Origin of the sequence: Pseudoalteromonas caenipelagi, from assembly GCF_013140855.1 — a bacterium.
Lineage (GTDB): Bacteria > Pseudomonadota > Gammaproteobacteria > Enterobacterales > Alteromonadaceae > Pseudoalteromonas > Pseudoalteromonas caenipelagi.
This window is the reverse complement of sequence record NZ_JABBPG010000010.1, coordinates 1-23,360: the sequence shown is the minus strand read 5'-3', so window position 1 is coordinate 23,360 and position 23,360 is coordinate 1. Positions and strand designations below refer to the sequence as shown.

The following is a 23,360-nucleotide window of genomic DNA, read 5'->3' as shown; positions in this document are numbered from 1 at the left end:
GTAAATTTCCAGTCAAAAAGGCTGACTTTCCTACTTTAGGAAATATGTGTCCACTCATACATTATTGTTAATTTATTGTGCCTTTTTGGTTTTTTAGTCTGTTTTTGTGGTTTTACTGAGATTGGCTTGCGCGATGTAGCGATTTAGTGTTTTCTAGTTGTGTTGCTTAATTTTATGTTTTCAGTACTTTACTATTGTGCATGTAACGTACTAACAAGATTGCTTTAATACTCAATTTATACAGGTGGGAACTCAAAAGTGGGTAGGCTCAATTGCTGAGGCTACTTTTGATTATAAGTTATATGTCATCGGCATATGACAAAATAAATAAACTTTATGGATCCCAACAATGAATTTAAAATTATCTGCTTTAACGCTCGCATTAATCCCTTGTCTTTCACAGGCTGCCATTCATATTGATAAACAAACAATCAGCGCTGCTGACGATGCACTGATTGTTGTATATAAAAAAGACGCAACAAAAGAGCAGCGTATTTCTGCCAGAAAGCTAGTTGCAGCAAAAATCAGTGATCTTAACCAAGATGAAATAGACGATGCATATCGCCATGTTTTAAAAGGTCGTCTAGCGAAATATAAATTAGATAAAAAAGACACAAAAAGTGCATTGCAAGCACTGAACAACCACCCTGCGGTAGAATATGCAGAACCAGATTATAAAGTCAGCGTGCTTGGTATGCCTGATGACCCTAGATTTGATGAACTATGGGGCTTACACAATACCGGTCAAACTGGCGGTGTGGCTGATGCGGATATTGACGCGCCTGAAGCATGGGATATCTCAATTGGTAGCCGTGATGTGGTAGTGGGTGTCATTGATACGGGTGTTGACCATACTCACCCTGACTTAGCTGCAAACATTTGGACTAACCCAAATGAAATCCCAGGTGATGGCATCGATAATGATGGCAATGGCTATATTGATGATATTCACGGCATTAATGCAATCACAAATGTTGGCGACCCAATGGATGATCAAGGTCACGGTACACACGTATCTGGTACCATTGGTGCGGTAGGTAATGATGCAACAGGCGTTGTGGGTGTAAACCACGAAGTATCAATCGTCGGTTGTAAGTTTTTAGACGCGTCAGGTAGTGGTTCAACGTCTGATGCAATCAAGTGTATCGATTATCTAGTCGGTTTACGTGAAGCTGGCGTTGATGTTCGCGTATCAAATAACAGCTGGGGTGGCGGTGGCTTCAACCAAGCAATGGCTGATGCACTGACAGCTTCAGAAGAAGCGGGTATTCTATTTGTTGCAGCGGCTGGTAACAGTGCCGTTGATAATGATGTAAATCCACATTACCCATCAAGCTATGAGCACGACTCTATTCTAGCGGTAGCAAGTACAACCCATACTGATGAAATGTCAGGTTTCTCTCAATGGGGATTAACCAGTGTTGATTTAGGTGCACCTGGTTCTTCAATTCTATCTACGGTTCCAGGAGGCGGTTATAGCTCTTTCTCAGGTACATCAATGGCAACACCTCATGTCGCTGGTGTTGCGGCACTTGCATTATCAGTTAACCCAACTTTAACAACGCAAGAGCTAAAAGCAGTACTAATGGATTCTGGCGATGATAATGAAGCACTCAATGGCAAGGTTGTATCTGGCAAGCGTTTAAATGCTGCTAATGCACTTGAATTTGCAGATCCTGAGCCAGGCTTTAGATTATCGGTCGTACCAGCATCACAAGAAATCGTAGCAGGTGATACTGCAACGTATAACTTTGATGTGCTATCAGTTGCTGATTGGACAGGTGATGTGGCATTGACTGTAGAGAGTGAATTACCAGGCGCGGTGCTTTCTTCAGACGTTGTGCAGCCAGGGCAAAGCTTCTCATTATCAGTACCAACTACCGGAGAAACACAGTGGGGCAGTTACACATTTAATGTCACTGCAACCAGTGGCGAGCTGGTACAGAGCAAGCAAGTATCATTGTACGTCAATCCTCAAGGTCTGAATGACTTTACTTATAGCAATGACACAAGCGCTGATATTCCAGATAATGACCCAGCGGGCATTACTTCTGTGATCACGGTACCAGATCAAATAACTATTTTTGACTCAAGTACTTTCCTTGATATCACACACACTTATATTGGCGACTTAATCGTCACCTTAACTTCACCAGCGGGTACTACTGCAACATTGCATAATAAAGCTGGTGGCAGTGCAGATGATATTAATGGATCATTTGATTCTGACGCATTCAATGGCGAAGTAGCAACAGGTGACTGGACGCTGAGAGTAGAAGATACCTACGCTCAAGACACGGGTACTTTAAACCAGTGGTCACTAACATTGACTGGATTGGGCGATGTTTCGCCAGCAGAGCCAGTAGCAGGCTTTAGCTATGCCGCTGATATGCTAAATGCAACATTTACCGACACTAGTACTGATGCAAACAACGACATCGTTAGTTGGGCATGGGATTTTGGAGATGGCAATACATCAGCAGATCAAAACCCAAGCCATACTTTCGCAGCTGCAGGTACTTACACTGTTACTTTAACTGTAACTGATGAAACGGGTCTGACTAACACCACGACGCAAGCTGTTACAGTAGCTGACCAAGCGTTAGAGCTGAAAGTAAAACGTGCCAATAAAACACGTTTAGACTATGCACGTATCGAACTTGCTTACCAAGGTGCATCTGCGGATAGCATCGACGTATATCGTGATGGCGCTAAGATTGCGACAGCTGCCAATACAGGCACTTATCGTGACTTTATTCGCCAAGCAACACAACAGCAATATGTATATAAAATCTGTGTTGGTGAGAATATCTGTTCTGAAGAAGTAACTGTTACTTTTAGGTAGGTATTAAATAGAAATAAAAAGCGAGGCTTTGACGCCTCGCTTTTTTGGTTCAAATAATATTAGAAACCGATGTTATGCTTAAGCGTTACTTCGCATGGAGCTGTGTTACTGTTGAATCCAGATTGAATAAATAAGTGGTCACCAGCTTTTAAGTTCATTAAGATTTGTTTAGTGTTATTGTATCTTCTTTTAGCTGTTTGATAGCTAAAATCAGTAGAGTTGTCTCTATTTACATCATAGTTAATCTGACACCCACCTTGCGCACCGTCATTTGTTGTCCAAGTGAATGACACTGAATAGTTATTAACATTGTAGTTAAACTTTGCGTTCCCATTTTGTGAGTATTGATCTCCCACTACTACATCTGTCCAACGTGCTTGTGGAACACCAGGACGAGGTTTTTCTGTAATACTAACACCTAGTGTTGATGCGTTAGAGAACGATGAGAAAGTAAGAGCTGATAAAATTAAAGCAATGCTTGTTTTTTTCATTGTGATATTTCCTTATGTTTAAATTCGCGGCTAAGTTAACCTGTCATTGTTTTATCGTCAACATGTGAAAGTTGAATATAATCAATCAGATAGAGTCTTTGTACAGCTCTTGTCAATAAAAAAATTTGGTAGTTACCGCCTCATATAACTTTGATAAATAGTGTCGTCCCGTTTTTTGGGACGTAATTTTTTTATGAATTTTTTTCGGCTAAGTTTCTTGGTGGCTAAAAGTGATTTTGTGATGTGCAAGATCGGTTGTCTGGCGAAAGCTGAGAGTACAAAAAAGAGTCATTAAAAATTATACAGGGAGTTTCATAATAGATGAGTCGTAATTTTTTTGTGTGTTATGGTGCAAACCTTGTCTAAATCACTTAGAGTATTTGACCAAATTGAAGCTGGGTCTTTAAATCAATATTAGGTACACAGGTGCTGGTGTCTATTTATGGGTGTAAAATGACCGATAAGAATTATAAAATCTAGGCTAAGGAGTCGTTTTGGCGAAGTTTGTACATACCAAATTAACAGGTAAAGAGGAGTTACCCGACATTCCGAATGGGTTTGCCCAGATCCCTTATGAAAGGCCACAAGAAGGAAAGAATTTTTGGGTTGCAGATGACTTCTTCTCTGAAGAACAAGCGATGGCGATACGCACGCGTTGTTTGAATAAAACAGACTGGAAATTAGGGAAGCCGTATACGCAAGAGCTATGGCCGGGTCGACGAGCGCCAGATGCACTAACACACGAAGAGCTTGCACAGGTTGAACAGTGGGTAAAAACAAAGCTTGGTAAAGATAAGTTATGGGTCGCGACCTCAGACAAAGTTGTGGTTGATACCAATACAGCTATTTTGGTGGGAGATGAAGAAGGAGCGGCGCGTCCACATGTAGATAATAGACAACTCTGCCGATATGCGGCTGTTCTGTATCTTACCCCAAATCCTAGGGGGCACTCAGGAACCTCGTTCTATCGCTTACGTTATGCAAACCACGCAGCGGGTGGTAATGCGGTGTATGCTCCATACAATAACTTAGTCGATGCGCTTAATATCGAAGCGTTACCAATTAGTGCTTGGTATGAAGATGTCGAAATTGAAAACCGCTTTAACCGTTTAGCCCTGTTTAAAGGTAATCTAGCACACAGCGCCAGTGACTATTTTGGAGACAATAATGAGAACAAGCGTCTCGCGGTTACCTTTTTTTGGATGACGGACGACGAGTAAACATCGACTTCATTCTTTCGCATTCTGCGCTGCCTCAGGTATAATTCATCATTCTTCAACTGGGGTAGCTATGATCTCTAAAAACCAACTCAAGCTGTTACGCGCTTTAGCGCAAAAAAAATATCGCAAACAACATGGCCTGTATTTAGTGCAAGGACAAAAAAATGTTCAGGAGCTAATAGCGGCAAATATCCCGATTCAGCAACTATTTGCAAGCGAACAGTTTATCGCTGAACATCAATCTTTGTTGCAAAATATAGACTATGTTGAAGCCGACGCAGAGAGCTTAACTAAAGCGAGCACGCTAACCAGTAATAATGCCGCGATAGCCATTGTGCAGTCGCCCGAGGCTCAGCCAATTGATGATTCGGCAATGATTTTAGCCCTTGATGGGGTATCTGACCCCGGTAATTTAGGCACCATAATTAGAGTTGCTGATTGGTATGGTTTTAAGCAGATAGTGGTCAGTGAAGATTGTGCTGATCACCTTAATCCTAAAGTAATTAGTGCCACTATGGGATCATTTGTGCGTGTTAATGTGGTACGAACAGATCTCGAAGCATTTTTAGCTCAGTATAACGGTGCCATTTATGGTGCATACCTTGATGGGCAAAGTGTGCATAGTACTGAATTTGCCGCACGAGGTGTACTGGTGATGGGCAGTGAGTCACACGGTATTCGCCAGCAGGCAGGTAAATACGTTAATACCCCTATCACTATACCTGCATTTGGCGGCGCTGAATCATTGAATGTGGCAATGGCGACAGGGATTATTTTAGATAACATAAAGCGCGGTAGTTAATTTTTGCTGCTTGCTTTGCTATCTTTTCATATAAGTAGCGAATAAAAATAACAATATGCGTTTAAGCAGTATCAAATTGGCAGGGTTCAAATCATTTGTTGAGCCCACCAAAATTCCTTTTCCAGATCCAATGACCTGTGTCGTAGGTCCAAATGGCTGCGGTAAATCTAATGTGATTGATGCCGTACGTTGGGTGCTGGGCGAAAGTTCAGCTAAGAACTTACGTGGTGATGCCATGACCGACGTTATTTTTAATGGCTCAACTAATCGTAAAGCTATTTCTCAGGCATCGGTTGAACTGGTTTTTGATAATGCAGCAGGGCGTTTGCCAGGAACGCTTGCAGATAGAAACCAAGTGGCAATTAAACGCTTAGTGACCCGTGACGGTCAGTCTTTGTATTTTCTTAATGGTAGTAAATGTCGAAAACGAGATATCACCGATATTTTTCTGGGAACGGGGCTAGGGCCGCGTAGTTACGCAATTATAGAGCAAGGGATGATCTCGCGTTTAATCGAGAGTAAGCCGCAAGAGCTGAGAATCTTCTTAGAAGAGGCGGCGGGCGTATCAAAATACAAAGAGCGACGCAGAGAGACACAAACGCGCATCAAGAGTACTCGTGAGAATCTAGAGCGTTTGCTCGATGTGCGACAAGAGCTGCAAAACCAGCTAGATAAATTAGCGTTGCAGGCTCAAGACGCCAAATTATACCGTGAATTAAAAGCCCAAGAGCGAACCTTAAAGGGCGAACTAGCTGTGCTTAAATGGCAAGCCTTACACCAAAAGCAATTAGAAAAATCAGAACAAATAACTCAATTACAGCAGCAGTTAGATTTTTTGAATACCGCTCATGGCGGGCATGATGACGTGTTGGCTACGCTTGAAAACCAAGTAAGTTATTTTAGTGACGGTATCAGTGAACAGCAAAATAGTATTCATCAAATCCACACCGAACTTACGCGAACAGAGCAACAAAAATTACATTTACTAGATAAGCAACGCAGTTTGCAACAAAACCTTGATAAACAAAAGCAAACACATGTTGAAGCGGGGCGTTTGCTGGTGGAGCAACAAGCCCATGTTAGCGAGCTCCATGACACCCTGCAGCAATGCATTGAAGATGAACTTATCTATCAAGAACAATATCAAGAATGTGAAGCGTATTATCAGAGCCTGTTGGATGAGTATGCAAACCTAGAAACTCAGCAACAGACCATACAAGTTCAGCAAAATGAAGCACAGCAAGCGCTGCACCTAGCGCAACAGAGTTTGTCTGGCGCTGTGCAAGCTCAAAACCATGAACAAGAAAAGTATCAATCTCTTAATGAGCAATTAAGCCAATTAAAGAGCCAAAATCTTGACCATGAACTAACACAGCAACGCGACGCATATAGCGAAAAAGCCCAAGATATGGCGCGTTTACAATCTCAAGCTCAAGAGCTCAATGAAGGGCTAGCTGCCCTGAATACGCAAAAAGTGACACTGCAAAAAGACTTTCAACATAGTCAGTCAGAGTACGCAAATTGCCAAGCTAATATAAATGCACTTAAGCAAGTACTTGATAAAAAAGAAGGTACTCAAGAGCAGAGCTATTTAGCATCTTTACGAGTACAAGCAGGATGTGAGTCGCTCGTAGAGCGCGCATTACTGGGGCTAACACACCTAAAGCACACTTCTGGCCCACAGAGTGATGCGGTTTGGCCGACGCAACGAATTGCTCCCCCAGACTCTGTGGCAAGTTTAATTGAGTCTGGGTGCTATCCCGAATTGCTCAACCACATTCAATTATTAGCCAATGGTCAGCGCTATGTTGCAGATGATAAGTGGTTGCTTGCTATTGATAGCGAAGGCTGTTTGTATGGAGAGAACTGGCAGGAAAGCTGTAACGGCGACCAACAAAGCAAAAGCAGCGTGCTGTTGCAACACTCCCAGCTGAGGGAGCTTGAACAGCAGCTACCTAAGCTTGAGCTACAAAATACCGATTTGAGCGCTCAGCTTGAAAATCTTGAGCAGGCGCATAATAACACTAATAAACAACTACAAGACAACAAAGCACAGGTTCATCAGTTGGCGCAAGAGATGGCCAGCACACAAACGCGTATAGATATGCTCAAAGAGCAAGTGAGTGCGTGGCAGCAAAAACAACAAAGCGTATCTGAGCAACTGGATATAACAAAGCAGCAACAGGTTCAGCAGGCCAACAAAGTAACACAATGCCAGAAAGATCTTGACGATTGTGAGCAGCAATTGAGCAAGTTGCAACAACACAGTGCCAACTTTAATGCTGAGTTTTTGCAGGCTAAGCAGGCCCAACAAGCCGCACTCAGCAGCAAGCAAAAAGCGCAGCAACAGCTACATGATGCCAAGTTGCAACAACAAAAAGCAACGAGTGACTGGCAGCTTAGTCAGTCTAAGGCTCAGCATTTAGAGCACAGCCAAATGCAGGCGCAAGAGCAATTACAAGAGTTGCTTGAGGAGCAAGTGTTTTTGCAAGAGCCCCTTGGTGAGCTAGACGAAAAAATAGCGTCATTATTGGAAAAGCATGAACAGCAACAAGCATTATTATCTGAGCTTAAGCAGCAGCACATTGACGCAAAAACACAGTTACAAGAAAAACAAGCGAGTTTGAAGTCAGCGCAATCTGAAGTTCAGATAGTCAATGATAAATTACAGCAGCTCAAACTTGATGAGCAAGGATTGATGATCAAAGCGCAAGCCGCGCTTGAGCCCTTACAAGAGTTACAGCAAAGTTTAAAAGAGGTGTTAGCTCAGCTAACTGATGACGCAACACAAAGTGCTCATCAAGGACGGTTAAATACCGTGAGCCAAAGTTTGTCTAAGTTAGGGGCGGTTAACTTAGCCGCGATTGATGAATTTGAGCAAGCCAAAGAGCGCAAGGAGTATTTGGATGGGCAGTTAAACGATTTAACAGCAGCGTTAGATACTCTGGAAGGGGCAATTAAAAAAATTGACCGCGAGACAAAAACACGTTTTAAAGCCACCTTTGATCAGGTTAATGAAGATTTAGCCGAACTCTTTCCAAAAGTATTCGGCGGTGGCAGTGCCTATTTAGAATTGACCAGTGATGACTTACTAGAAAGTGGTGTTTCTATCATGGCAAGGCCACCGGGAAAGAAAAACTCGACAATTCATCTGTTAAGTGGTGGAGAAAAAGCGCTGACCGCATTATCATTGGTGTTTTCTATATTTAGACTCAATCCAGCACCATTTTGTATGCTCGATGAAGTTGATGCGCCACTTGATGATGCCAATGTTGGACGATTCTGTCGTTTAGTTGAAGAAATGTCGCAAACGGTGCAGTTTATTTATATCAGCCACAATAAAATAGCGATGGAAATGGCTGGTAGGCTGACGGGGGTAACCATGGCGGAACCGGGTGTTTCTAGAATGGTTGCCGTTGATATTGAACAAGCAGTGCAGATGGCACAAGCGTAATAATAAAAAAGGTGAGTTGATGGCCACAGAATTAAGATGGGCGTTAATCGTGATCAGCGCAATAGTGATTGGTGGATTGCTGATCCATGGACTTTGGTCAGTACGTAAAAAGGGCAGTGATGAAGCCAAAGTACAGTCAGGTAGCAAAGCAGAGTCTAATGATGAGCACCAAACGACAAATGCCTTGCGTGATGATGAGCCAGATATTGGAGAGCTGAGCTTTGCTGCCACTGATGATGAACTTGAGCACAGCGATGTGGAGAAGTCCAAAAACAGTGATGAGGACGCTCAGTTGCATGAACAGGATAGAGAAGCCGAGCAAACTCAGGAACATGATCAAGAGCAAGCGCAACAACCACAAGATTTCATTATTTTACATATCGAGATGCCAGAGGGACTGACAATGGCCGGATCTCGCTTGTTACCATCGGTATTAAGCCTTGGCTTTAAATATTCAGAAGAGGGTTTTTTCAATCGTCATGTGGAGCCTTCGGGGAATGGTCCTGTACTGTTTAGATTGGTCAATATGTTTAACCCTGGCACGTTCGATATTGATAATATGGAACAATTTAGTACTGCGGGTGTTAGTTTGTTTATGACCTTACCGTGTGACGGGGATGGCCTAGGTGCGTTTAACATGCTTCATGGCGCAGCTAAAAAGCTTGCAGATGAATTTGGTGCAACGGTTTTAGATAGCAACCGTGAACCGCTAAGTGTTAATACCGTACGCGCTTATGTAGAAAAGGTACGTGAGTTTTCATAAGTCCACACTTTGAATGAATTAATTTAAGCCACGAATTGACTTTCAAGTTCGTGGCTTTTCTGTTTTAGAGGTAGCAATGTCTGAGTCAATAAATAGCCAAATTCTAAGCTTAAGAGCGCAGTTAGAAGAGCATAATTATCAATACTACGTAATGGATAATCCGTCTGTACCTGACGTCGAATATGATCGTCTAATGCGTGAGCTTATTGCTCTTGAAACAGCGCACCCAGAATTACTGACAGCAGACTCTCCTTCACAAAAAGTAGGCGGTGAAGCTCTAGGTAAGTTTGAGCAAGTACAGCACCAGGTGCCAATGTTATCGCTTGATAATGCATTTGATGACACGGAGTTTGTGGCCTTTAATCGTCGTATTAAAGAGCGGTTAATAACCTCTGAAGAGCTGGAATTTTGTTGTGAGCCAAAGCTCGATGGCTTAGCTGTATCGATTTTGTATCGAGATGGTGTGCTAGTGCAAGCGGCCACTCGTGGTGATGGACAAGTCGGTGAAAACATTACCGAGAATGTCAAAACCATTCGTAACATACCGCTGCGTTTAAGAGGCGATGATATTCCTCAAGAGCTCGAAGTACGCGGTGAGGTATTTATGGACAGCGCGGGCTTTGAGCGCTTAAACGAAACTGCCGCTGCGAAAGGCGAAAAAACGTTTGCTAATCCACGTAACGCAGCAGCAGGGAGCTTGCGTCAGCTAGACTCTAAAATAACCGCTAAGCGTCCATTGATGTTCTATGCATACTCGCTCGGTATTGTACAGGGCGTTGAGCTACCTAATGAGCATTTTTCGCAGCTTAAAAAGCTCATTGAATGGGGCTTTCCTATGTGCCCTGAAACACGTTTAGTAACAGGGACACAAAGCGTACTGGCGTACTACAACGACATTCTAGAACGACGCGCAGACTTGGCATATGAAATTGATGGTGTGGTGATCAAAGTTAACAATAAAGCTTATCAAGAACAGCTGGGTTTTGTTGCCAGAGCACCTCGTTGGGCGATTGCTTTTAAATTTCCTGCCCAAGAAGAAATTACCCAGTTATTAGATGTGGAGTTTCAAGTGGGTCGCACGGGGGCAATCACCCCAGTAGCACGTTTAGAACCTGTGTTTGTTGGAGGCGTAACGGTATCTAATGCAACTTTACATAACCGTGATGAGATAGAGCGCTTAGGGGTAAAAATTGGCGATACAGTGATAGTGCGCCGTGCAGGAGACGTAATCCCACAAGTGACGCAAGTGGTACTAGAGCGCCGTCCTGATGACGCAAAAGAAATCACTTTCCCCAGTTTATGCCCAGTATGTAAGTCGCATGTTGAGCGAGTTGAAGGTGAGGCAGTGACACGTTGCACTGGAGGATTGGTGTGCCAAGCGCAGCGCAAACAAGCGATTAAGCATTTTGCCTCACGTAAGGCACTCGATATTGACGGCCTCGGCGATAAGATTGTGGAGCAGTTGGTTGATAGAGAGCTTATCCATACACCGGCTGATTTGTTTATTCTTAAACAAGGTCACTTTGAATCCCTTGAGCGTATGGGGCCAAAATCGGCAAAAAACCTAGTTGAAGCACTTGATGCTGCTAAAATCACCACGCTTGCTAAGTTTTTGTATGCGCTGGGTATTCGAGAAGTAGGAGAGGCCACCGCTCAGAACCTTGCAAATCACTTTTTAACGCTTGAAAATGTGATGACAGCATCGGTTGAAGCATTACAAGAAGTAAGTGATGTGGGTGTAATTGTTGCCAAACACTTACACGCGTTTTTTGCGGAGCCACATAACCAAGAGGTGGTCAGTGCGTTATTGGCGGTAGGACTAACCTGGCCTGCTATTGAGCGTAAATCTGAACAGCAACAACCGCTGGCTGGATTGACCTACGTGCTGACTGGTACTCTTAACCAACTCAATCGCAATGATGCTAAAGCGCGATTACAAGCACTTGGCGCAAAAGTATCGGGGAGTGTCTCGAAGAATACGCATGCGCTGGTCGCAGGTGAAAAGGCAGGCTCAAAGCTAACCAAAGCGCAAGAGCTCGGTATTGATGTATTAGATGAGGACGCCTTAATTGCATTGTTTGCAGAGCACGAATAACTCCCTAGCTGTTGAAAATCAGCGCGGTTGAACCGCGCTGATTTTGCATTTAAAAACGATTAAAGAGCTTTAAATTGCCACATTGTTGTAACTCACCAGCTTGCCAACATAGGGTAACAGGTTGCTTGGCACTGCTCAGCAGTTGGCGTAGCTCATCAAAGTTACTGGCCGTGAGTGCTTGGTGATTAATCTGTATGATCACGCTGTCATATGTACCGACAGCTTAAGAAGTGCTTTGGTTTAACGCCCAACTATTAAGTTAAATAAATACACTTAATAGTTGGGCGTTGAGCTGCTATAGCTGTTTAACTAAAAAATAACTGGTGTGCCCAGGTGGGGTATTTTCCAGTTCACCGTAAACTTTAAACCCTAATTTTTCGTAAAACGGTTTAGCTTGAAAGTCCAAGGTCTCAGTGCGAATTTGGTAAAGGTTATGTTGTTTTGCAAATTGTTCTAGGTATTGCATAAGTTGTGTGCCAACACCTTTGCCTCTTACTTGCTCACTTAACCACAAAAGCTCTAATACGCAATGGCTCCACACCACACTTGCTTGTAAACCGCCTATGATTTGTTCATTATCATCTTGAACGGTGATGACACACTTTAGCCCAGTATCATGGCTGTTATCATTGGGGAGATATTGGGCGTTAAACTCCGCGATCCCTCGGCTAATTGCGTTTAATTGAGCTTGGGTCGGAGAGACTGTAAGTTCTATTTTCAAGTTACTATCCTAGTCGAAGAGGCTACTGATAATATTTTTAAGCCCTTTAGAGTGCATGACTAAAAAATATTAAGCAAGCTTATGATTTATAGCGTGATCAAGTTATCTGCATGTTCTATATGTGATTGTTGGTGCGATATGACTAATACAGTTTTATTTTTTAAAAGGTTATTTAACGCATCTTCGATACCTTGACGATTAGCTGCATCAAGCGCACTGGTAAATTCATCTAAAATTACCATTTCAGGCTCTTTCAATAGTGCTCTGGCAATAGCAAGACGTTGTTTTTGACCACCAGATAATAAGTTTCCTCTATCTCCCATATGTGTGTTGTAACCATCAGGCAAGGTCATGATAAAATCATGCGCATTAGCTTGCTTACAGGCTTGAACAACTTTCTGCATTTGCTGTTCGCTGGGTGTTCCCATTGCTTCTGGCAGTAAATTATCCAATATTGATAGAGACATAAATAGCGGCTCTTGTTCAACATAGGCGGTTTGCTGACGAAGATTAATGAACCCTTGTTCATCAAGCACATTATCGCCAACTAAAATTTTACCGCTAGTGGGCGAGTAATAGCCAAGCAAGAGCTTAGCAATGGTTGATTTTCCGCTTCCTGATGGGCCTGCGATGACGTTCTTTTGGCCCTTTTTTATTTTACAATTCAGTTCAAAAAGCACGGTTTGTTGTGCTTTATTTGGATAAGCAAATGAGACATCTTTAAACTGAATATCCTCTATTGAAATGATACGAGGCTGAGCACTTGCGTTGCGTGGTTGCATACTTTCAAGCTCAAATAAGTACTTGGTTGCACCTATGGATTGGCACCACTCAGCCCAAAAGCCTGATAAAGTATTTAGACTGGTAAAAGCCATTCCAAGATATAAAACAAAGGAAGTGAGCTCACCAATGCTTAATTGGCCTTTAGCAATTTGATGACTGCCTAAAATAAGCATCGAAATTAAACAGCTGTAAATCAGTAAATTGAAAAAACCCTGAAAGGTTGAAATAGAGTAGATAGTTTTATACGCATAAGACATGTATGTTTTATTGGCGCCTTCGTATCGGTGCTGACTTGAGTCGAACCAGTTATACAACTTGATTAGCGTGTGACAGTTTAGGTTATCGAATGCGACTTTATTGGTTTTTGCTAGTGCATCTTGCTCATATTCGGCGAGACTTTCTATTTTGTTTGTTAGAAGCTTAGTCGCATACACAAAAATAGGAATTAGCAGCAATAAAACTGCGCTAAGCAGATATGAAATACTTAGCATCATGATAATACAGCCACATACAATCAGGGCTGAGCGCAAAAATAGTGCGGCACTGGTTGTAAGCACATCTTTAAGCATGTGAGTATCAGCATTAATTCTACTTGTTAGCTCGGCTGCATTTATTTCGTCAAAGTAACTCGAAGGTTTATTGAGCAGAGCCTTGTGTAAAGACGTTCTAAATCGGGTAATGACTTTAATACCAAGGCTTTCAAACAAATAAAAACGAAGCGCGCTGAGTAGCGCAAAAATCATAATGAAAGCCATTATCCACAGGTGAAATGGGTCTAGCAGTGTAGTTGGTGCATGTCCATCGATATAGTAATTGGCTATTTCTGGTAACGTGAGTTGCGCAGCTGCGGTGATCACCATAATGAGTAGTGCAACAAAGGTGTCTTTTTGATAAGGGGATAGCAGTGATAAGCGCTGTTTGTGAGCCTGATACATTACGCGGCCTCTTGCATTATTTGGCCATGGAAATAGCGCCAATTTTCATCGTCAATCATACCGTGACCTTCTACTAGGTCTTCTTCGTTCACAAATAAATATCCGGGTGAAATTTCATGAGGGTTAATTTCTTTATATTCGTTATAGTCGAGTAGCCAAATATGGTCTAAGAGCGCCGTGTCAGTAAAAAATTTATCGATATTTTTCATGTTTTCATGGAGTAAAATGTAAACAGGCAAGTCTAGTGTTTGGGATTTTTTTACGACCTTTTCTATTGTTTTTAATTTGCTTTTACATTTTGGACAGTTAGTGGCAAGAAATATTATGACTTTGTTTTTCTGGTTTTCTATCTCGTTACCAGTTTTTTTTGAAAATGATTTGGCATTAACTTTAGGGAATAACTCTAAATCAAAACTAGCGCTTTCTCTGCTTTTTCTGGATTTAACCAAGGTTGTTATTATAACTATATTTAGGCTTATACTTATTAAAGTTAGTGATGCTATTATTAATAATATTATTTGCATTTCTTGTTGGTTAATCATTTTTGCTTTCCTTGATAAAGTAGTGGATTTCCTTAGTGTTTTTTATTAGTAGGAATGTTGCTGTGGCTAGCAAGATAATGATTAATAAATTTGTTATAGATGTGTTTTTTGGTTCTATTAAATAAGCGTAAGTAGAAAGCGTAAATAAAGTTAAATTACGTATTAACTCATAAGCACCTAAAGTGGTTTCTTCACCAAAACAGCTACATTGTATCTCTTTACCTGATATTAAGGCATATAAGGGAGCAAGCATAAAAATAAAGGTAATTATTACTGTGAAAATACGTAGCCATAAAGCATCGCCGCTTGCTAATAGTAATAGACTTAATCCTAGCTCTATAAAAATAATGATGGCAGCAAGGGGTTTGCTAAGTGGTAGAGGTACCTTAAATGATAATTCTAGGGTTGCGTAAAAAGTACTAAAGTTCTGTGTTTTCTTTAGTGCGGCTACAAAAAAGGTGACAGCAATCACCATAAGACAAAATGTACTAAATTGTTCCATTAGTTACTCCAGCAATTCAGTTGACCATTGCGGATTAAGCCCCGAAGGTTTTTTATATCTCGTGCTCAATAATGTAGGGCTCATTATCACGGAATCGCACCAAGGAGCATCTAAGCTTTCACGATTACCAGCGCCGAGGTGTAGCTCAAAAATCTCAACAAAAGGTAGAGTGTTGTCTTCTATGTAATTATTTTGAATGCAGTTAATGCCAAGAGTATTGAGCTGCTCACCACTGATGGCGTAATCATGACTATATGAACCTAGGAGTAAACTATTGAGGATCTCATCTTTGGTTGTTGGGCACACAATGTTTGCTAGTGTTAGATGTTCGCTAGCAATTTTCTTTACCTCGCACACTGTGCGGTAGAATGAAGTGAGCGTCGGGGGGAAAATATGCTCACATAGCATACCAAGCATATTGCTTTGCTCGGCGATATCTAGATTAAACCATTCGTGCGCCATATCCTTAAAAAGCTTAACGTCTGCACTTGAGAGAGAAACTATATTTCCTTCATCACCACCTTCTAAGTGTGGATCAAAAGCTGAAAACACAGATAAGGGTGTATAGTAAATAACATCAGCACTTAGCGCTAACAAAGTGCCTGATGATTGGCAGCAATAGGGAGCAATGATACTCAGGTGATTGCAGTAATGGCGTAGCAGCAAAGCTATTCTCCTCGCTGCATTAACGTCACCGCCGCGAGTATAAAGTAGTAGCGCTAGTTTATCACTTTTTGGCGTACTTTTTAGGTGACGATTTAGTGTTGGGAGTATGCTCATATCGATATGTGAGGCGGCTAACGTGATCACCTTACTGCCTTGTAAGGTATCGTTTATTGGTGGATAAAAGCGTACTTGTGCTGCTTTTAATTGAGCATGTAGAGAAGCATTGTGAATTGTCATTGGCATGCCTTCTGTAGAGTATTAATAAGTGCGTTTGAGATACCTAATTCGGGGACTTTCTCCTCAACAAACATAAATTGCCCATTAGGATTATTTTCTAAAAATATGTACTCCCCGCGGGGGGTGACAATCAAATCAAGTGCTGAATAATTAAGCTCATAACTCTTTACCAAAGACAAGCATGCATGCTCAATATGAGATGGCAAGGTATAGGCGGACATAGGTATATCTACGGTTAAATTTCGACAGTCGACTTGCGTCTCTTCGTGTGCTTGTGAATCTAGCTTTGCTGCAAATACTTGCTCACCAATGATAGTCACTCTTAACTCATAGGCTTTGTCGATGTATTCTTGAAACTGGTTGGGTAGTAGTGATAACGAATCGGTGTTTTCTAGCATAGTTTGATCAACTAACGTTGTGGCAACACCCTGTTCTTGACCGTTTGAGTCGATAAATGTACTACTTGCCATTGCTTTATATACTACTTTATTGTGATCAAGATAAAAGGACCTGATGTCACTCGCATTTTGGCTAATAATTGTATTCGGAATTTGAAACCCAAATTGGCTTGCCCTTTGTAATTGCTCTCCTTTCCACATTGCCGCACGTAAGTGCTTAGGATGGCTTATCCAGAAACAGTCAAGGCAGTAGAGAGCACTAAAAAGAGCGTGTTCAGTTTCTTGATCGGCAAATTCTCTTAGGCCTGATTCCATTTCTTCACTTAAGTAGCTGTATGTAGAAGGCTTTCTTAACCATACAGCACCAATATCACTAAATTTAATTTTTTTATGTGTTTCTAAGTGAGTAATATAAACTTCAGAATTATCGGATTTAAATAGCTGCGTAAAGCTATAATCTTTTGGGAATTTATCTAAATAAAGTGTGTAATAATTTATGTTATTGTGTTTTAGGAGGGGTTTAATTTTTTTTACATGATAGTCGTCACTGTAACTTATTATAAGTACTTCTTTCATCGTTCATTCCTTGACTAAAACGATTTACTTATTTTATATAACGGCACTAAAAGCTGTTTTTGTGCCGTTAATGCTTTAGTGATTAATTAACACCAAATGCCATCATCTCTGCCCCAGCGGGTGCTACCTCTTGCCCAAGGGCCTGAACAGCCAGCAGTTGCAGCTTTGTTATTAGCTTGCCATTTTTTATCGTTTTTCACTTCGTTTTTATTTGCAGAAGCGAATGCAAATGGTTTTACATTTTTCATAATCATATCCTGTTGATTTATTTTATCGACCAAGTGGTCGAATTTCACACTATCGATGTTTTTATATTTGGTCAATGATGTTTTTATATTAATTTTTTAATGTTTGTTGTTTTTATATTTCAAAAGGTAATATATCTCTGCTTTTTAAATTTTCCTTTTTTAAGTTGCAGTGCTTCCATTCCTTGGAAGAAGTGACGTTAAAATGCTATATGTATTTTTGCTGGTATGCTGAGCATTTGATTAGCATGCAAAGCGGTTGTATGTTTTAGTGAAGGTGTGTATGTGCTCACAAAAAACAACTCTCTTCCATCGGTAAACCTTGAATTTGAGCCAACTAGACTCCATGATACGAGAAGTATCAACACTTCAATGCGAGCATAGTTAAAGTTTTATAGGGCAAAACCTGTACTCAATAGAGCTATCCGGAGTAAGAAAATGAAGCAGTATGGCCCAGAGTACTGGGATAAGTATGGTGTATATCGCACACCTATTGGTTTTAACTTAACGTTAGTGGTGCTTCTGCGTGCATATTTGTTATGGATATTTTCGGCTGTCGCTCGGCGACCAGATTTAGATTTAATGTCCATATTCTTTAAATCTAAAACACATTTCTTTGTTGCCTTGGGGATCGGTGCGATAGCACTTATTCCAACCATTATTTTTTCTTTGCGCAGACCTTCGAGTTCACAAAGGCTGGCTAAATATTGGCGATTTATGCGTTGGCCTTTATTATTGACTGCTATTGCAGATTTGGCATGGTTAACAATCCAAGCCTCGCAAAGCCATTATCAGTTTTCGATGTTTATTGCAGTGCAAATGGTTATGCTGCTGTGGGTTATTTTATATTTACTAAAAAGTAACTATTTAGGCTACTTCTTTAACGACTGGCCTGAACCTGAAAACAGTGATAAGTCACGTTGAGGTGTTCCATCGAGGAGAGCATATGTTGAAGTGGAAAGATATTTTAAACTTTGCCCAAACAGGTAACCCAGAGCCTGCGTACAAAGTTGAGAAAAGCCCTGAACAGTGGCGCACAGAGCTCAATGAGGAGGTTTATTACATAACCCGAAAAAAGGGCACAGAGAGGCCTTTTAGTAGTGCTAGCTGCAGCTTATTTGAACCAGGTGAATATGCGTGTGTCTGTTGTAACAATCTACTTTTTGATGCACGAGAAAAGTTTGAAAGTGGTTCAGGGTGGCCGTCATTTACTCAGCCCGTACAAAAAAATGCCATTGCGTATGTTGAAGACTGTTCTGCTGGTATGCAGCGTATAGAAATTATATGTAATGTTTGTGATGCGCACTTAGGACATGTATTCCCTGATGGGCCTCCTCCTAGTGGTTTACGCTATTGTGTGAATGCTCTGTCAATGGCCAAGCTCTAGTCTATAGATAATCCGAGCTCCTGCATATGTGCGAGTAGTTTGGCAAAGCGTTGGTGCTGCTCTGCGTCTAAGGGCATTGTGCTTAATGTTTTATAACACTTTTTTGCTAAAGTGGAGTTGAACGTGCCTCCGCTTTTTCCAGTGTGATCCAACATGCATTGGAGTAAGTTCAATGCAATACTGGTATTCTTAGGCATAATCCTAAATGCTTGAGAAAATGCTTCCATCGCGACTTGTAACTGGCCACGCTTAAATTGAGTAACAGCGTGGTTATTGAGCTCTTTAGGGCCCAAGGTTATATCTTTGCGCTCTTGTTGTTGTTGTTCTATATATCGCCTGGTGATTGGATCGCTCACTTGCTCGTGATGTTTACAGTGTTCGATTATTTGGGTAAACAAAGTTTGTGCTTTGTTATGAAACCCAAGTTCATGAAAAGCCTTTGCTTTGTCTAGGGCCCCATCTACTGACTTTATAGTTGGTTCGTCATCTAATTGCTCAATAAGCTGGCGTGCTTTTTTACTCTCATCCTTTAAATAGTGTATCCTCGCATGTAATACATCTATTTGTGCTTGATTACTCGAATCAGGAAACTGCTTTTTTAAATCACCTAGATATTGTTGGCTTTGACGTGTAACTCTGTGTATCTGGTCGCTTTGATCGGTCGTTAGAGCAAAATCAATGCCGGCTCTCACTGCATTTAAATAAACATCAGGACCGTCATGAATAGAGTTTTTCGCATAATGGGCAATTTCTTTCATCGCATTATAGTTTGACTCATAATCATGGTTTAATGATGCGATACGACCAAGTGACTTTTGCCTATCTATGTTTCTAGGTGCAATCTGTGATGCTTCCTGCAATCTTTCTTGTGCTTGCTCAAGCAAGTTTAGTTTTATTTCCAGTTTGCCAAGCAAATCTAAAGCAACTAGCCTAGTCTCTGGTTGCTCAATCATATTTGCGAGCATTCGTTGTGCTAAGGTATCTTCATTGTTTATGATGAGTGCCTCTATTAAGCCGATTTTTGCCCAAGTAAACTTTTGCAGTTCTAATGCTGATTTATAAAAGTGTTTTGCATCATCGATCCGTTTAAGTCTGAGTAAGATTTCACCTTTTAATTTGAGTAGAATAGGGCTGTACGCATGGTCTTGCTTGTCTAGCGCTGCGTCAATTAGCTTTAAGGCTTTGGAGTCGTTGCCATCATCAATCAACGCATAAATATTTTTCAAGGCATGCTTTCGCTTTAGGACGCGGTCAATCCTAGTTTTCAATTCTTTTATCGAAAAGGGTTTAACCAAAAACTCGTCTGGGTTGAGTTCCAAAATACTATGTACAACGCTGGGGCTAGTTTCAGCTGACACAAAAATAAATGCTGTTGTTTTACGAATTAGCTTTTTGTGTTTGAGTTCTTCATATAGTTGGTAGCCATCTTGACCATTAGTTAGATCAAACGAACAAATGATCAGCTCAAAGTTATGCGCTTTACATGAATCCTTTGCTGTGGCTGCATTATCTGCAAATTGTATATCTCTAAAACTCAATTGTTCTAAAGAGCGCTTCATATAACTTAGCGCAAGAGGTTGCTCTTCAACAATTAAAATTTTTGCATTAACAAAGGGCTGAATACTCACGAACAATATTTACTTGTAATAATTGGCTTGTTTCAAGTCTAGTCGGATATTGATAGTTTTAAAATATTTAGCGCAGAGTGGAGGCGTAAATTAGTTATAAAGTATTGGTTTTGGTGGTTGTTGCTTTATAAAGAGGTTAAGGTGCTTAGAAGAGGCAATCTAAGAAGCGCTCGCGCTTGTTCTAAGAGAATGGCGATGCTTTTTTTACAGTGGATAAACCAGAGTAGACATATGTGGTGGGTGATACTGGACTTATACCTGTGAGCCTTGCCTTTGTTCTAAGAGAGTGGCGATGCTTTTTTTCAGTGGATAAATCAGAATAGGCATATGTGGTGGGTGATACTGGACTTATACCTGCGACCCTCGCCTTTGTTCTAAGAGAATGGCGATGCTTTTTTACAGTGGATAAATCAGAGTAGACATATGTGGTGGGTGATACTGGACTTGAACCAGTGACCCTCGCCTTTGTTCTAAGAGAATGGCGATGCTTTTTTACAGTGGATAAATCAGAGTAGACATATGTGGTGGGTGATACTGGACTTGAACCAGTGACCCTCGCCTTGTAAGGGCGATGCTCTCCCAACTGAGCTAATCACCCACATATGTAAGGTAGTGCTTTTTGATTACATGGTGGGTCGTACTGGACTTGAGCTAATCTCGCCCTTACTTAGTAAAAGGTGGCGATGCTCTCCACTATGTTTTTGATTACATGGTGGGTCGTACTGGACTTGAGCTAATCTCGCCCTTACTTAGTAAAAGGTGGCGATGCTCTCCACTATGTTTTTGATTACATGGTGGGTCGTACTGGACTTGAACCAGTGACCCTCGCCTTGTAAGGGCGATGCTCTCCCAACTGAGCTAACGACCCCAAGTAATCAGTTCTTTGCGTTCACCAAATTAATGGTGGGTCGTACTGGACTTGAACCAGTGACCCTCGCCTTGTAAGGGCGATGCTCTCCCAACTGAGCTAACGACCCGCAAAGAGTATCTAAATGGTGGGTCGTACTGGACTTGAACCAGTGACCCTCGCCTTGTAAGGGCGATGCTCTCCCAACTGAGCTAACGACCCATTTAGATTTCTAACCTTCTATGCTTAGGAAGCACCGAAGTGGTGGGTGATCTGGACTTAACCAGTTATCTTCGCCTTTCGTTATGAAGGGCGGCGATGCTCTCCCGATTTTACCACCTATAAAAGTGGTGGGTGCTCTGGACTTAACCAGTTATCTTCGCCTTTCGTTATGAAGGGCGGCGATGCTCTCCCGATTTTACCACCTATAAAAGTGGTGGGTGATACTGGACTTGAACCAGTGACCCTCGCCTTGTAAGGGCGATGCTCTCCCAACTGAGCTAATCACCCAATATGCTGCTCTATAATGGTGGGTCGTACTGGACTTGAACCAGTGACCCTCGCCTTGTAAGGGCGATGCTCTCCCAACTGAGCTAACGACCCAATATAGAACCTTAGATAATGATTTACCACTAAATTAAGTGGTGGGTCGTACTGGACTTGAACCAGTGACCCTCGCCTTGTAAGGGCGATGCTCTCCCAACTGAGCTAACGACCCATATCTAAGTTACACACGACAATTGCTGCGTCGTTGTGGGGCGCTATTATAGGGAGACTTGAAATAGTGTCAATACTTGAAGTTACAAATTTAGTTTAGGTGCGGTTTTTATCGCCAAATAGAAATAGTCCTTCTTTATATACCAGAATTAATGTTTAAAAGTTGCGTGATGCGCTTTGGAGCTTTTAATTAGCTTTTATGTGAATATGCAATGAATGCGCTGCTTGATTTTTATGCAAAGTAGCGAGGGCACGCGCAGTTTTGTTTGCAATCATATTTTCTGCTGTTGCCATGTCATCACAAATGCAAGTTTGAGCTTGCTAAGGCTAGTCGTAAACCTGATTCAATATAAAGGCTTTATACCCTCATGGACGAGAGTTGATTATCTCGGTAAATAAAAAAGAAGATTCATCAGGGGAGGGGCGTTGTTTTTTTGTGCAAAAACAAGGGTTTTTATTGTGATTAGGAAGTTTTTTGATTATATTGTCGCCTAATTGACGCTTTTTAAAACGCCTAGCAAAAAGTTCGCTAAAAATTGTTGACTTTGTTTGTGTGCCTGCATAGAATGCGCCCCGCACTCAGCGATACGGTTAAACAGTTTTGTTTGCTAAGTTCGTTAAGGAATGGGGCTATAGCTCAGCTGGGAGAGCGCTTCGCTGGCAGCGAAGAGGTCTGCGGTTCGATCCCGCATAGCTCCACCATTTCTTCCAAGTGCATTGTCCTAGAACACATTTTAGTGTCCCCTTCGTCTAGAGGCCTAGGACACCGCCCTTTCACGGCGGTAACAGGGGTTCGAATCCCCTAGGGGACGCCACTTATATTTTAAGTGATGTTTTTGCAAGTTCTCGAGTAGCTTGTAAAATTAAATCTCATATGGTGCGAGTTAAAACAGCCAGTCCTAGTGACACAGAAAATTCTGTATTATTTAAGGCCATTCGCCTCGCAGGCTCGGTCTCATCTAACGCAGAAATAGCAAATCAGTGATTTGCAAACCAATTTCTGCGTCCCCTTCGTCTAGAGGCCTAGGACACCGCCCTTTCACGGCGGTAACAGGGGTTCGAATCCCCTAGGGGACGCCACTTTACTTTAAGTGAAGTACAAAAAACTCATATGGTGCGAGTTAAAACAGCCAGTCCTAGTGACACATTCTGTGTCCCCTTCGTCTAGAGGCCTAGGACACCGCCCTTTCACGGCGGTAACAGGGGTTCGAATCCCCTAGGGGACGCCACTTTACTTTAGGTGAAGTACAAAAAACTCATATGGTGCGAGTTAAAACAGCCAGTCCTAGTGACACAGAAATGAGCATCTAGATACTCACTAAGAGCATCTTCGATACTCAAACCAATTTCTGCAAAAGATAATAAGGCCATTCGCCTCTCAGGCTCGGTCTCATCTAACGCAGAAATAGCAAATCAGTGATTTGCAAACCAATTTCTGCGTCCCCTTCGTCTAGAGGCCTAGGACACCGCCCTTTCACGGCGGTAACAGGGGTTCGAATCCCCTAG

The 23,360-nt window shown here is 41.7% G+C and carries 18 protein-coding genes and 11 tRNA genes; 12 read left to right on the top strand and 17 right to left on the bottom strand.

Features of this window, described 5'->3' with window-relative positions; translation table 11 throughout:
* Nucleotides 1-349: 349 nt before the first annotated feature.
* Nucleotides 350-2,845, top strand: a complete 2,496-nt coding sequence (locus tag HG263_RS18440) for a S8 family serine peptidase (RefSeq protein WP_171627559.1) — start codon at nt 350-352, stop codon at nt 2,843-2,845.
* 59 nt (nt 2,846-2,904) lie between these two features.
* Here the strand turns inward: HG263_RS18440 and HG263_RS18435 are convergent, their stop codons facing one another.
* Nucleotides 2,905-3,336, bottom strand: a complete 432-nt coding sequence (locus HG263_RS18435; protein WP_171627558.1) for a hypothetical protein — start codon at nt 3,334-3,336, stop codon at nt 2,905-2,907.
* A gap of 494 nt (nt 3,337-3,830) precedes the next feature.
* Here HG263_RS18435 and HG263_RS18430 point away from each other — a divergent pair, with 494 nt between their 5' ends.
* From HG263_RS18430 to ligA, 5 genes are all read left to right on the top strand, one after another.
* Nucleotides 3,831-4,556 carry a DUF6445 family protein gene (locus HG263_RS18430; protein WP_171627557.1) on the top strand — a complete coding sequence of 242 codons (726 nt, stop codon included), beginning with the start codon at nt 3,831-3,833 and terminating at the stop codon, nt 4,554-4,556.
* Nucleotides 4,557-4,626: 70 nt separating this feature from the next.
* On the top strand, nt 4,627-5,358 hold the full coding sequence (locus tag HG263_RS18425) for a TrmH family RNA methyltransferase (protein ID WP_171627556.1): 732 nt from the start codon (nt 4,627-4,629) through the stop codon (nt 5,356-5,358).
* Nucleotides 5,359-5,413: 55 nt separating this feature from the next.
* A complete protein-coding gene (locus tag HG263_RS18420; RefSeq protein ID WP_171627555.1) occupies nt 5,414-8,812 on the top strand; it encodes a chromosome segregation SMC family protein in 3,399 nt (1,132 codons plus the stop codon).
* Nucleotides 8,813-8,831: 19 nt separating this feature from the next.
* Nucleotides 8,832-9,575, top strand: a complete 744-nt coding sequence (gene zipA, locus HG263_RS18415) for a cell division protein ZipA (RefSeq protein WP_171627554.1) — start codon at nt 8,832-8,834, stop codon at nt 9,573-9,575.
* A gap of 76 nt (nt 9,576-9,651) precedes the next feature.
* Entirely contained in the window at nt 9,652-11,670 is a 2,019-nt protein-coding gene (gene ligA, locus HG263_RS18410) for an NAD-dependent DNA ligase LigA (protein ID WP_171627553.1), read from the top strand.
* Nucleotides 11,671-11,719: 49 nt separating this feature from the next.
* On the opposite strand, the gene HG263_RS18405 is transcribed toward ligA, so the two are convergent.
* From HG263_RS18405 to HG263_RS18370, 8 genes are all read right to left on the bottom strand, one after another.
* Nucleotides 11,720-11,872, bottom strand: a complete 153-nt coding sequence (locus HG263_RS18405) for a PDZ domain-containing protein (RefSeq protein WP_171627552.1) — start codon at nt 11,870-11,872, stop codon at nt 11,720-11,722.
* A gap of 93 nt (nt 11,873-11,965) precedes the next feature.
* A complete protein-coding gene (locus HG263_RS18400) occupies nt 11,966-12,391 on the bottom strand; it encodes a GNAT family N-acetyltransferase (protein ID WP_171627551.1) in 426 nt (141 codons plus the stop codon).
* 86 nt (nt 12,392-12,477) lie between these two features.
* Nucleotides 12,478-14,109 carry an ABC transporter ATP-binding protein gene (locus HG263_RS18395; protein WP_171627550.1) on the bottom strand — a complete coding sequence of 544 codons (1,632 nt, stop codon included), beginning with the start codon at nt 14,107-14,109 and terminating at the stop codon, nt 12,478-12,480.
* Entirely contained in the window at nt 14,109-14,651 is a 543-nt protein-coding gene (locus HG263_RS18390; RefSeq protein WP_171627549.1) for a redoxin domain-containing protein, read from the bottom strand. The genes HG263_RS18395 and HG263_RS18390 overlap by 1 nt, the downstream gene beginning before the upstream one ends.
* Nucleotides 14,644-15,153 carry a MauE/DoxX family redox-associated membrane protein gene (locus HG263_RS18385; protein ID WP_171627548.1) on the bottom strand — a complete coding sequence of 170 codons (510 nt, stop codon included), beginning with the start codon at nt 15,151-15,153 and terminating at the stop codon, nt 14,644-14,646. Before HG263_RS18385 ends, HG263_RS18390 begins: the two co-directional genes overlap by 8 nt.
* A 3-nt stretch (nt 15,154-15,156) precedes the next feature.
* A complete protein-coding gene (locus HG263_RS18380; RefSeq protein ID WP_171627547.1) occupies nt 15,157-16,056 on the bottom strand; it encodes an SDH family Clp fold serine proteinase in 900 nt (299 codons plus the stop codon).
* The gene (locus HG263_RS18375) at nt 16,053-17,030 is read right to left on the bottom strand and encodes an MvdC/MvdD family ATP grasp protein (protein ID WP_171627546.1); all 978 of its coding nucleotides are present in this window, start codon (nt 17,028-17,030) and stop codon (nt 16,053-16,055) included. Before HG263_RS18375 ends, HG263_RS18380 begins: the two co-directional genes overlap by 4 nt.
* Before the next feature lie 86 nt (nt 17,031-17,116).
* Nucleotides 17,117-17,278, bottom strand: coding sequence for a hypothetical protein (locus HG263_RS18370; protein ID WP_171627542.1), 162 nt, complete (start codon nt 17,276-17,278; stop codon nt 17,117-17,119).
* Nucleotides 17,279-17,713: 435 nt separating this feature from the next.
* Here HG263_RS18370 and HG263_RS18365 point away from each other — a divergent pair, with 435 nt between their 5' ends.
* Both HG263_RS18365 and msrB read left to right on the top strand, forming a co-directional pair.
* Nucleotides 17,714-18,199 carry a DUF2919 domain-containing protein gene (locus tag HG263_RS18365; protein ID WP_171627545.1) on the top strand — a complete coding sequence of 162 codons (486 nt, stop codon included), beginning with the start codon at nt 17,714-17,716 and terminating at the stop codon, nt 18,197-18,199.
* 22 nt (nt 18,200-18,221) lie between these two features.
* Nucleotides 18,222-18,662: a peptide-methionine (R)-S-oxide reductase MsrB gene (gene msrB, locus HG263_RS18360; protein WP_171627544.1), complete on the top strand. Its 441-nt coding sequence runs from the start codon at nt 18,222-18,224 to the stop codon at nt 18,660-18,662.
* Here msrB and HG263_RS18355 read toward each other — a convergent pair.
* The 8 genes from HG263_RS18355 to HG263_RS18320 form a co-directional block, all read right to left on the bottom strand.
* Nucleotides 18,659-20,290 (bottom strand): response regulator, encoded by a 1,632-nt coding sequence (locus HG263_RS18355; protein WP_171627543.1) that lies wholly within the window; start codon nt 20,288-20,290, stop codon nt 18,659-18,661. The genes msrB and HG263_RS18355 overlap by 4 nt on opposite strands.
* Nucleotides 20,291-20,812: 522 nt before the next feature.
* Nucleotides 20,813-20,888, bottom strand: a tRNA-Val gene (locus HG263_RS18350).
* 194 nt (nt 20,889-21,082) lie between these two features.
* Nucleotides 21,083-21,158, bottom strand: a tRNA-Val gene (locus HG263_RS18345).
* 33 nt (nt 21,159-21,191) lie between these two features.
* Nucleotides 21,192-21,267: transfer RNA gene (locus tag HG263_RS18340), tRNA-Val, on the bottom strand.
* Between the two features lie 16 nt (nt 21,268-21,283).
* Nucleotides 21,284-21,359: transfer RNA gene (locus HG263_RS18335), tRNA-Val, on the bottom strand.
* A 212-nt stretch (nt 21,360-21,571) separates the two neighbouring features.
* Nucleotides 21,572-21,647 (bottom strand) — tRNA-Val (locus HG263_RS18330).
* 17 nt (nt 21,648-21,664) lie between these two features.
* Nucleotides 21,665-21,740 (bottom strand) — tRNA-Val (locus tag HG263_RS18325).
* A 39-nt stretch (nt 21,741-21,779) separates the two neighbouring features.
* A tRNA-Val gene (locus HG263_RS18320) sits at nt 21,780-21,855 on the bottom strand.
* 625 nt (nt 21,856-22,480) lie between these two features.
* Here HG263_RS18320 and HG263_RS18315 point away from each other — a divergent pair.
* The 4 genes from HG263_RS18315 (at nt 22,481) to HG263_RS18300 (ending at nt 23,083) form a co-directional block, all read left to right on the top strand.
* Nucleotides 22,481-22,556 (top strand) — tRNA-Ala (locus HG263_RS18315).
* A 37-nt stretch (nt 22,557-22,593) separates the two neighbouring features.
* A tRNA-Glu gene (locus tag HG263_RS18310) sits at nt 22,594-22,669 on the top strand.
* 189 nt (nt 22,670-22,858) lie between these two features.
* Nucleotides 22,859-22,934: transfer RNA gene (locus tag HG263_RS18305), tRNA-Glu, on the top strand.
* A gap of 73 nt (nt 22,935-23,007) precedes the next feature.
* Nucleotides 23,008-23,083 (top strand) — tRNA-Glu (locus HG263_RS18300).
* The last annotated feature ends 277 nt before the right edge of the window (nt 23,084-23,360 follow it).

Bases quoted from the DNA above. Each gene is read 5' to 3' on its own strand.
- HG263_RS18440 (WP_171627559.1), top strand. From the start codon at position 350: ATGAATTTAAAATTATCTGCTTTAACGCTCGCATTAATCCCTTGTCTT.
- HG263_RS18435 (WP_171627558.1), bottom strand. From the start codon at position 3,336: ATGAAAAAAACAAGCATTGCTTTAATTTTATCAGCTCTTACTTTCTCA.
- HG263_RS18425 (WP_171627556.1), top strand. From the start codon at position 4,627: ATGATCTCTAAAAACCAACTCAAGCTGTTACGCGCTTTAGCGCAAAAA.
- HG263_RS18420 (WP_171627555.1), top strand. From the start codon at position 5,414: ATGCGTTTAAGCAGTATCAAATTGGCAGGGTTCAAATCATTTGTTGAG.
- zipA (WP_171627554.1), top strand. From the start codon at position 8,832: ATGGCCACAGAATTAAGATGGGCGTTAATCGTGATCAGCGCAATAGTG.
- ligA (WP_171627553.1), top strand. From the start codon at position 9,652: ATGTCTGAGTCAATAAATAGCCAAATTCTAAGCTTAAGAGCGCAGTTA.
- HG263_RS18395 (WP_171627550.1), bottom strand. From the start codon at position 14,109: ATGTATCAGGCTCACAAACAGCGCTTATCACTGCTATCCCCTTATCAA.
- HG263_RS18390 (WP_171627549.1), bottom strand. From the start codon at position 14,651: ATGATTAACCAACAAGAAATGCAAATAATATTATTAATAATAGCATCA.
- HG263_RS18385 (WP_171627548.1), bottom strand. From the start codon at position 15,153: ATGGAACAATTTAGTACATTTTGTCTTATGGTGATTGCTGTCACCTTT.
- HG263_RS18380 (WP_171627547.1), bottom strand. From the start codon at position 16,056: ATGACAATTCACAATGCTTCTCTACATGCTCAATTAAAAGCAGCACAA.
- HG263_RS18375 (WP_171627546.1), bottom strand. From the start codon at position 17,030: ATGAAAGAAGTACTTATAATAAGTTACAGTGACGACTATCATGTAAAA.
- HG263_RS18370 (WP_171627542.1), bottom strand. From the start codon at position 17,278: ATGAAAAATGTAAAACCATTTGCATTCGCTTCTGCAAATAAAAACGAA.
- HG263_RS18365 (WP_171627545.1), top strand. From the start codon at position 17,714: ATGAAGCAGTATGGCCCAGAGTACTGGGATAAGTATGGTGTATATCGC.
- msrB (WP_171627544.1), top strand. From the start codon at position 18,222: ATGTTGAAGTGGAAAGATATTTTAAACTTTGCCCAAACAGGTAACCCA.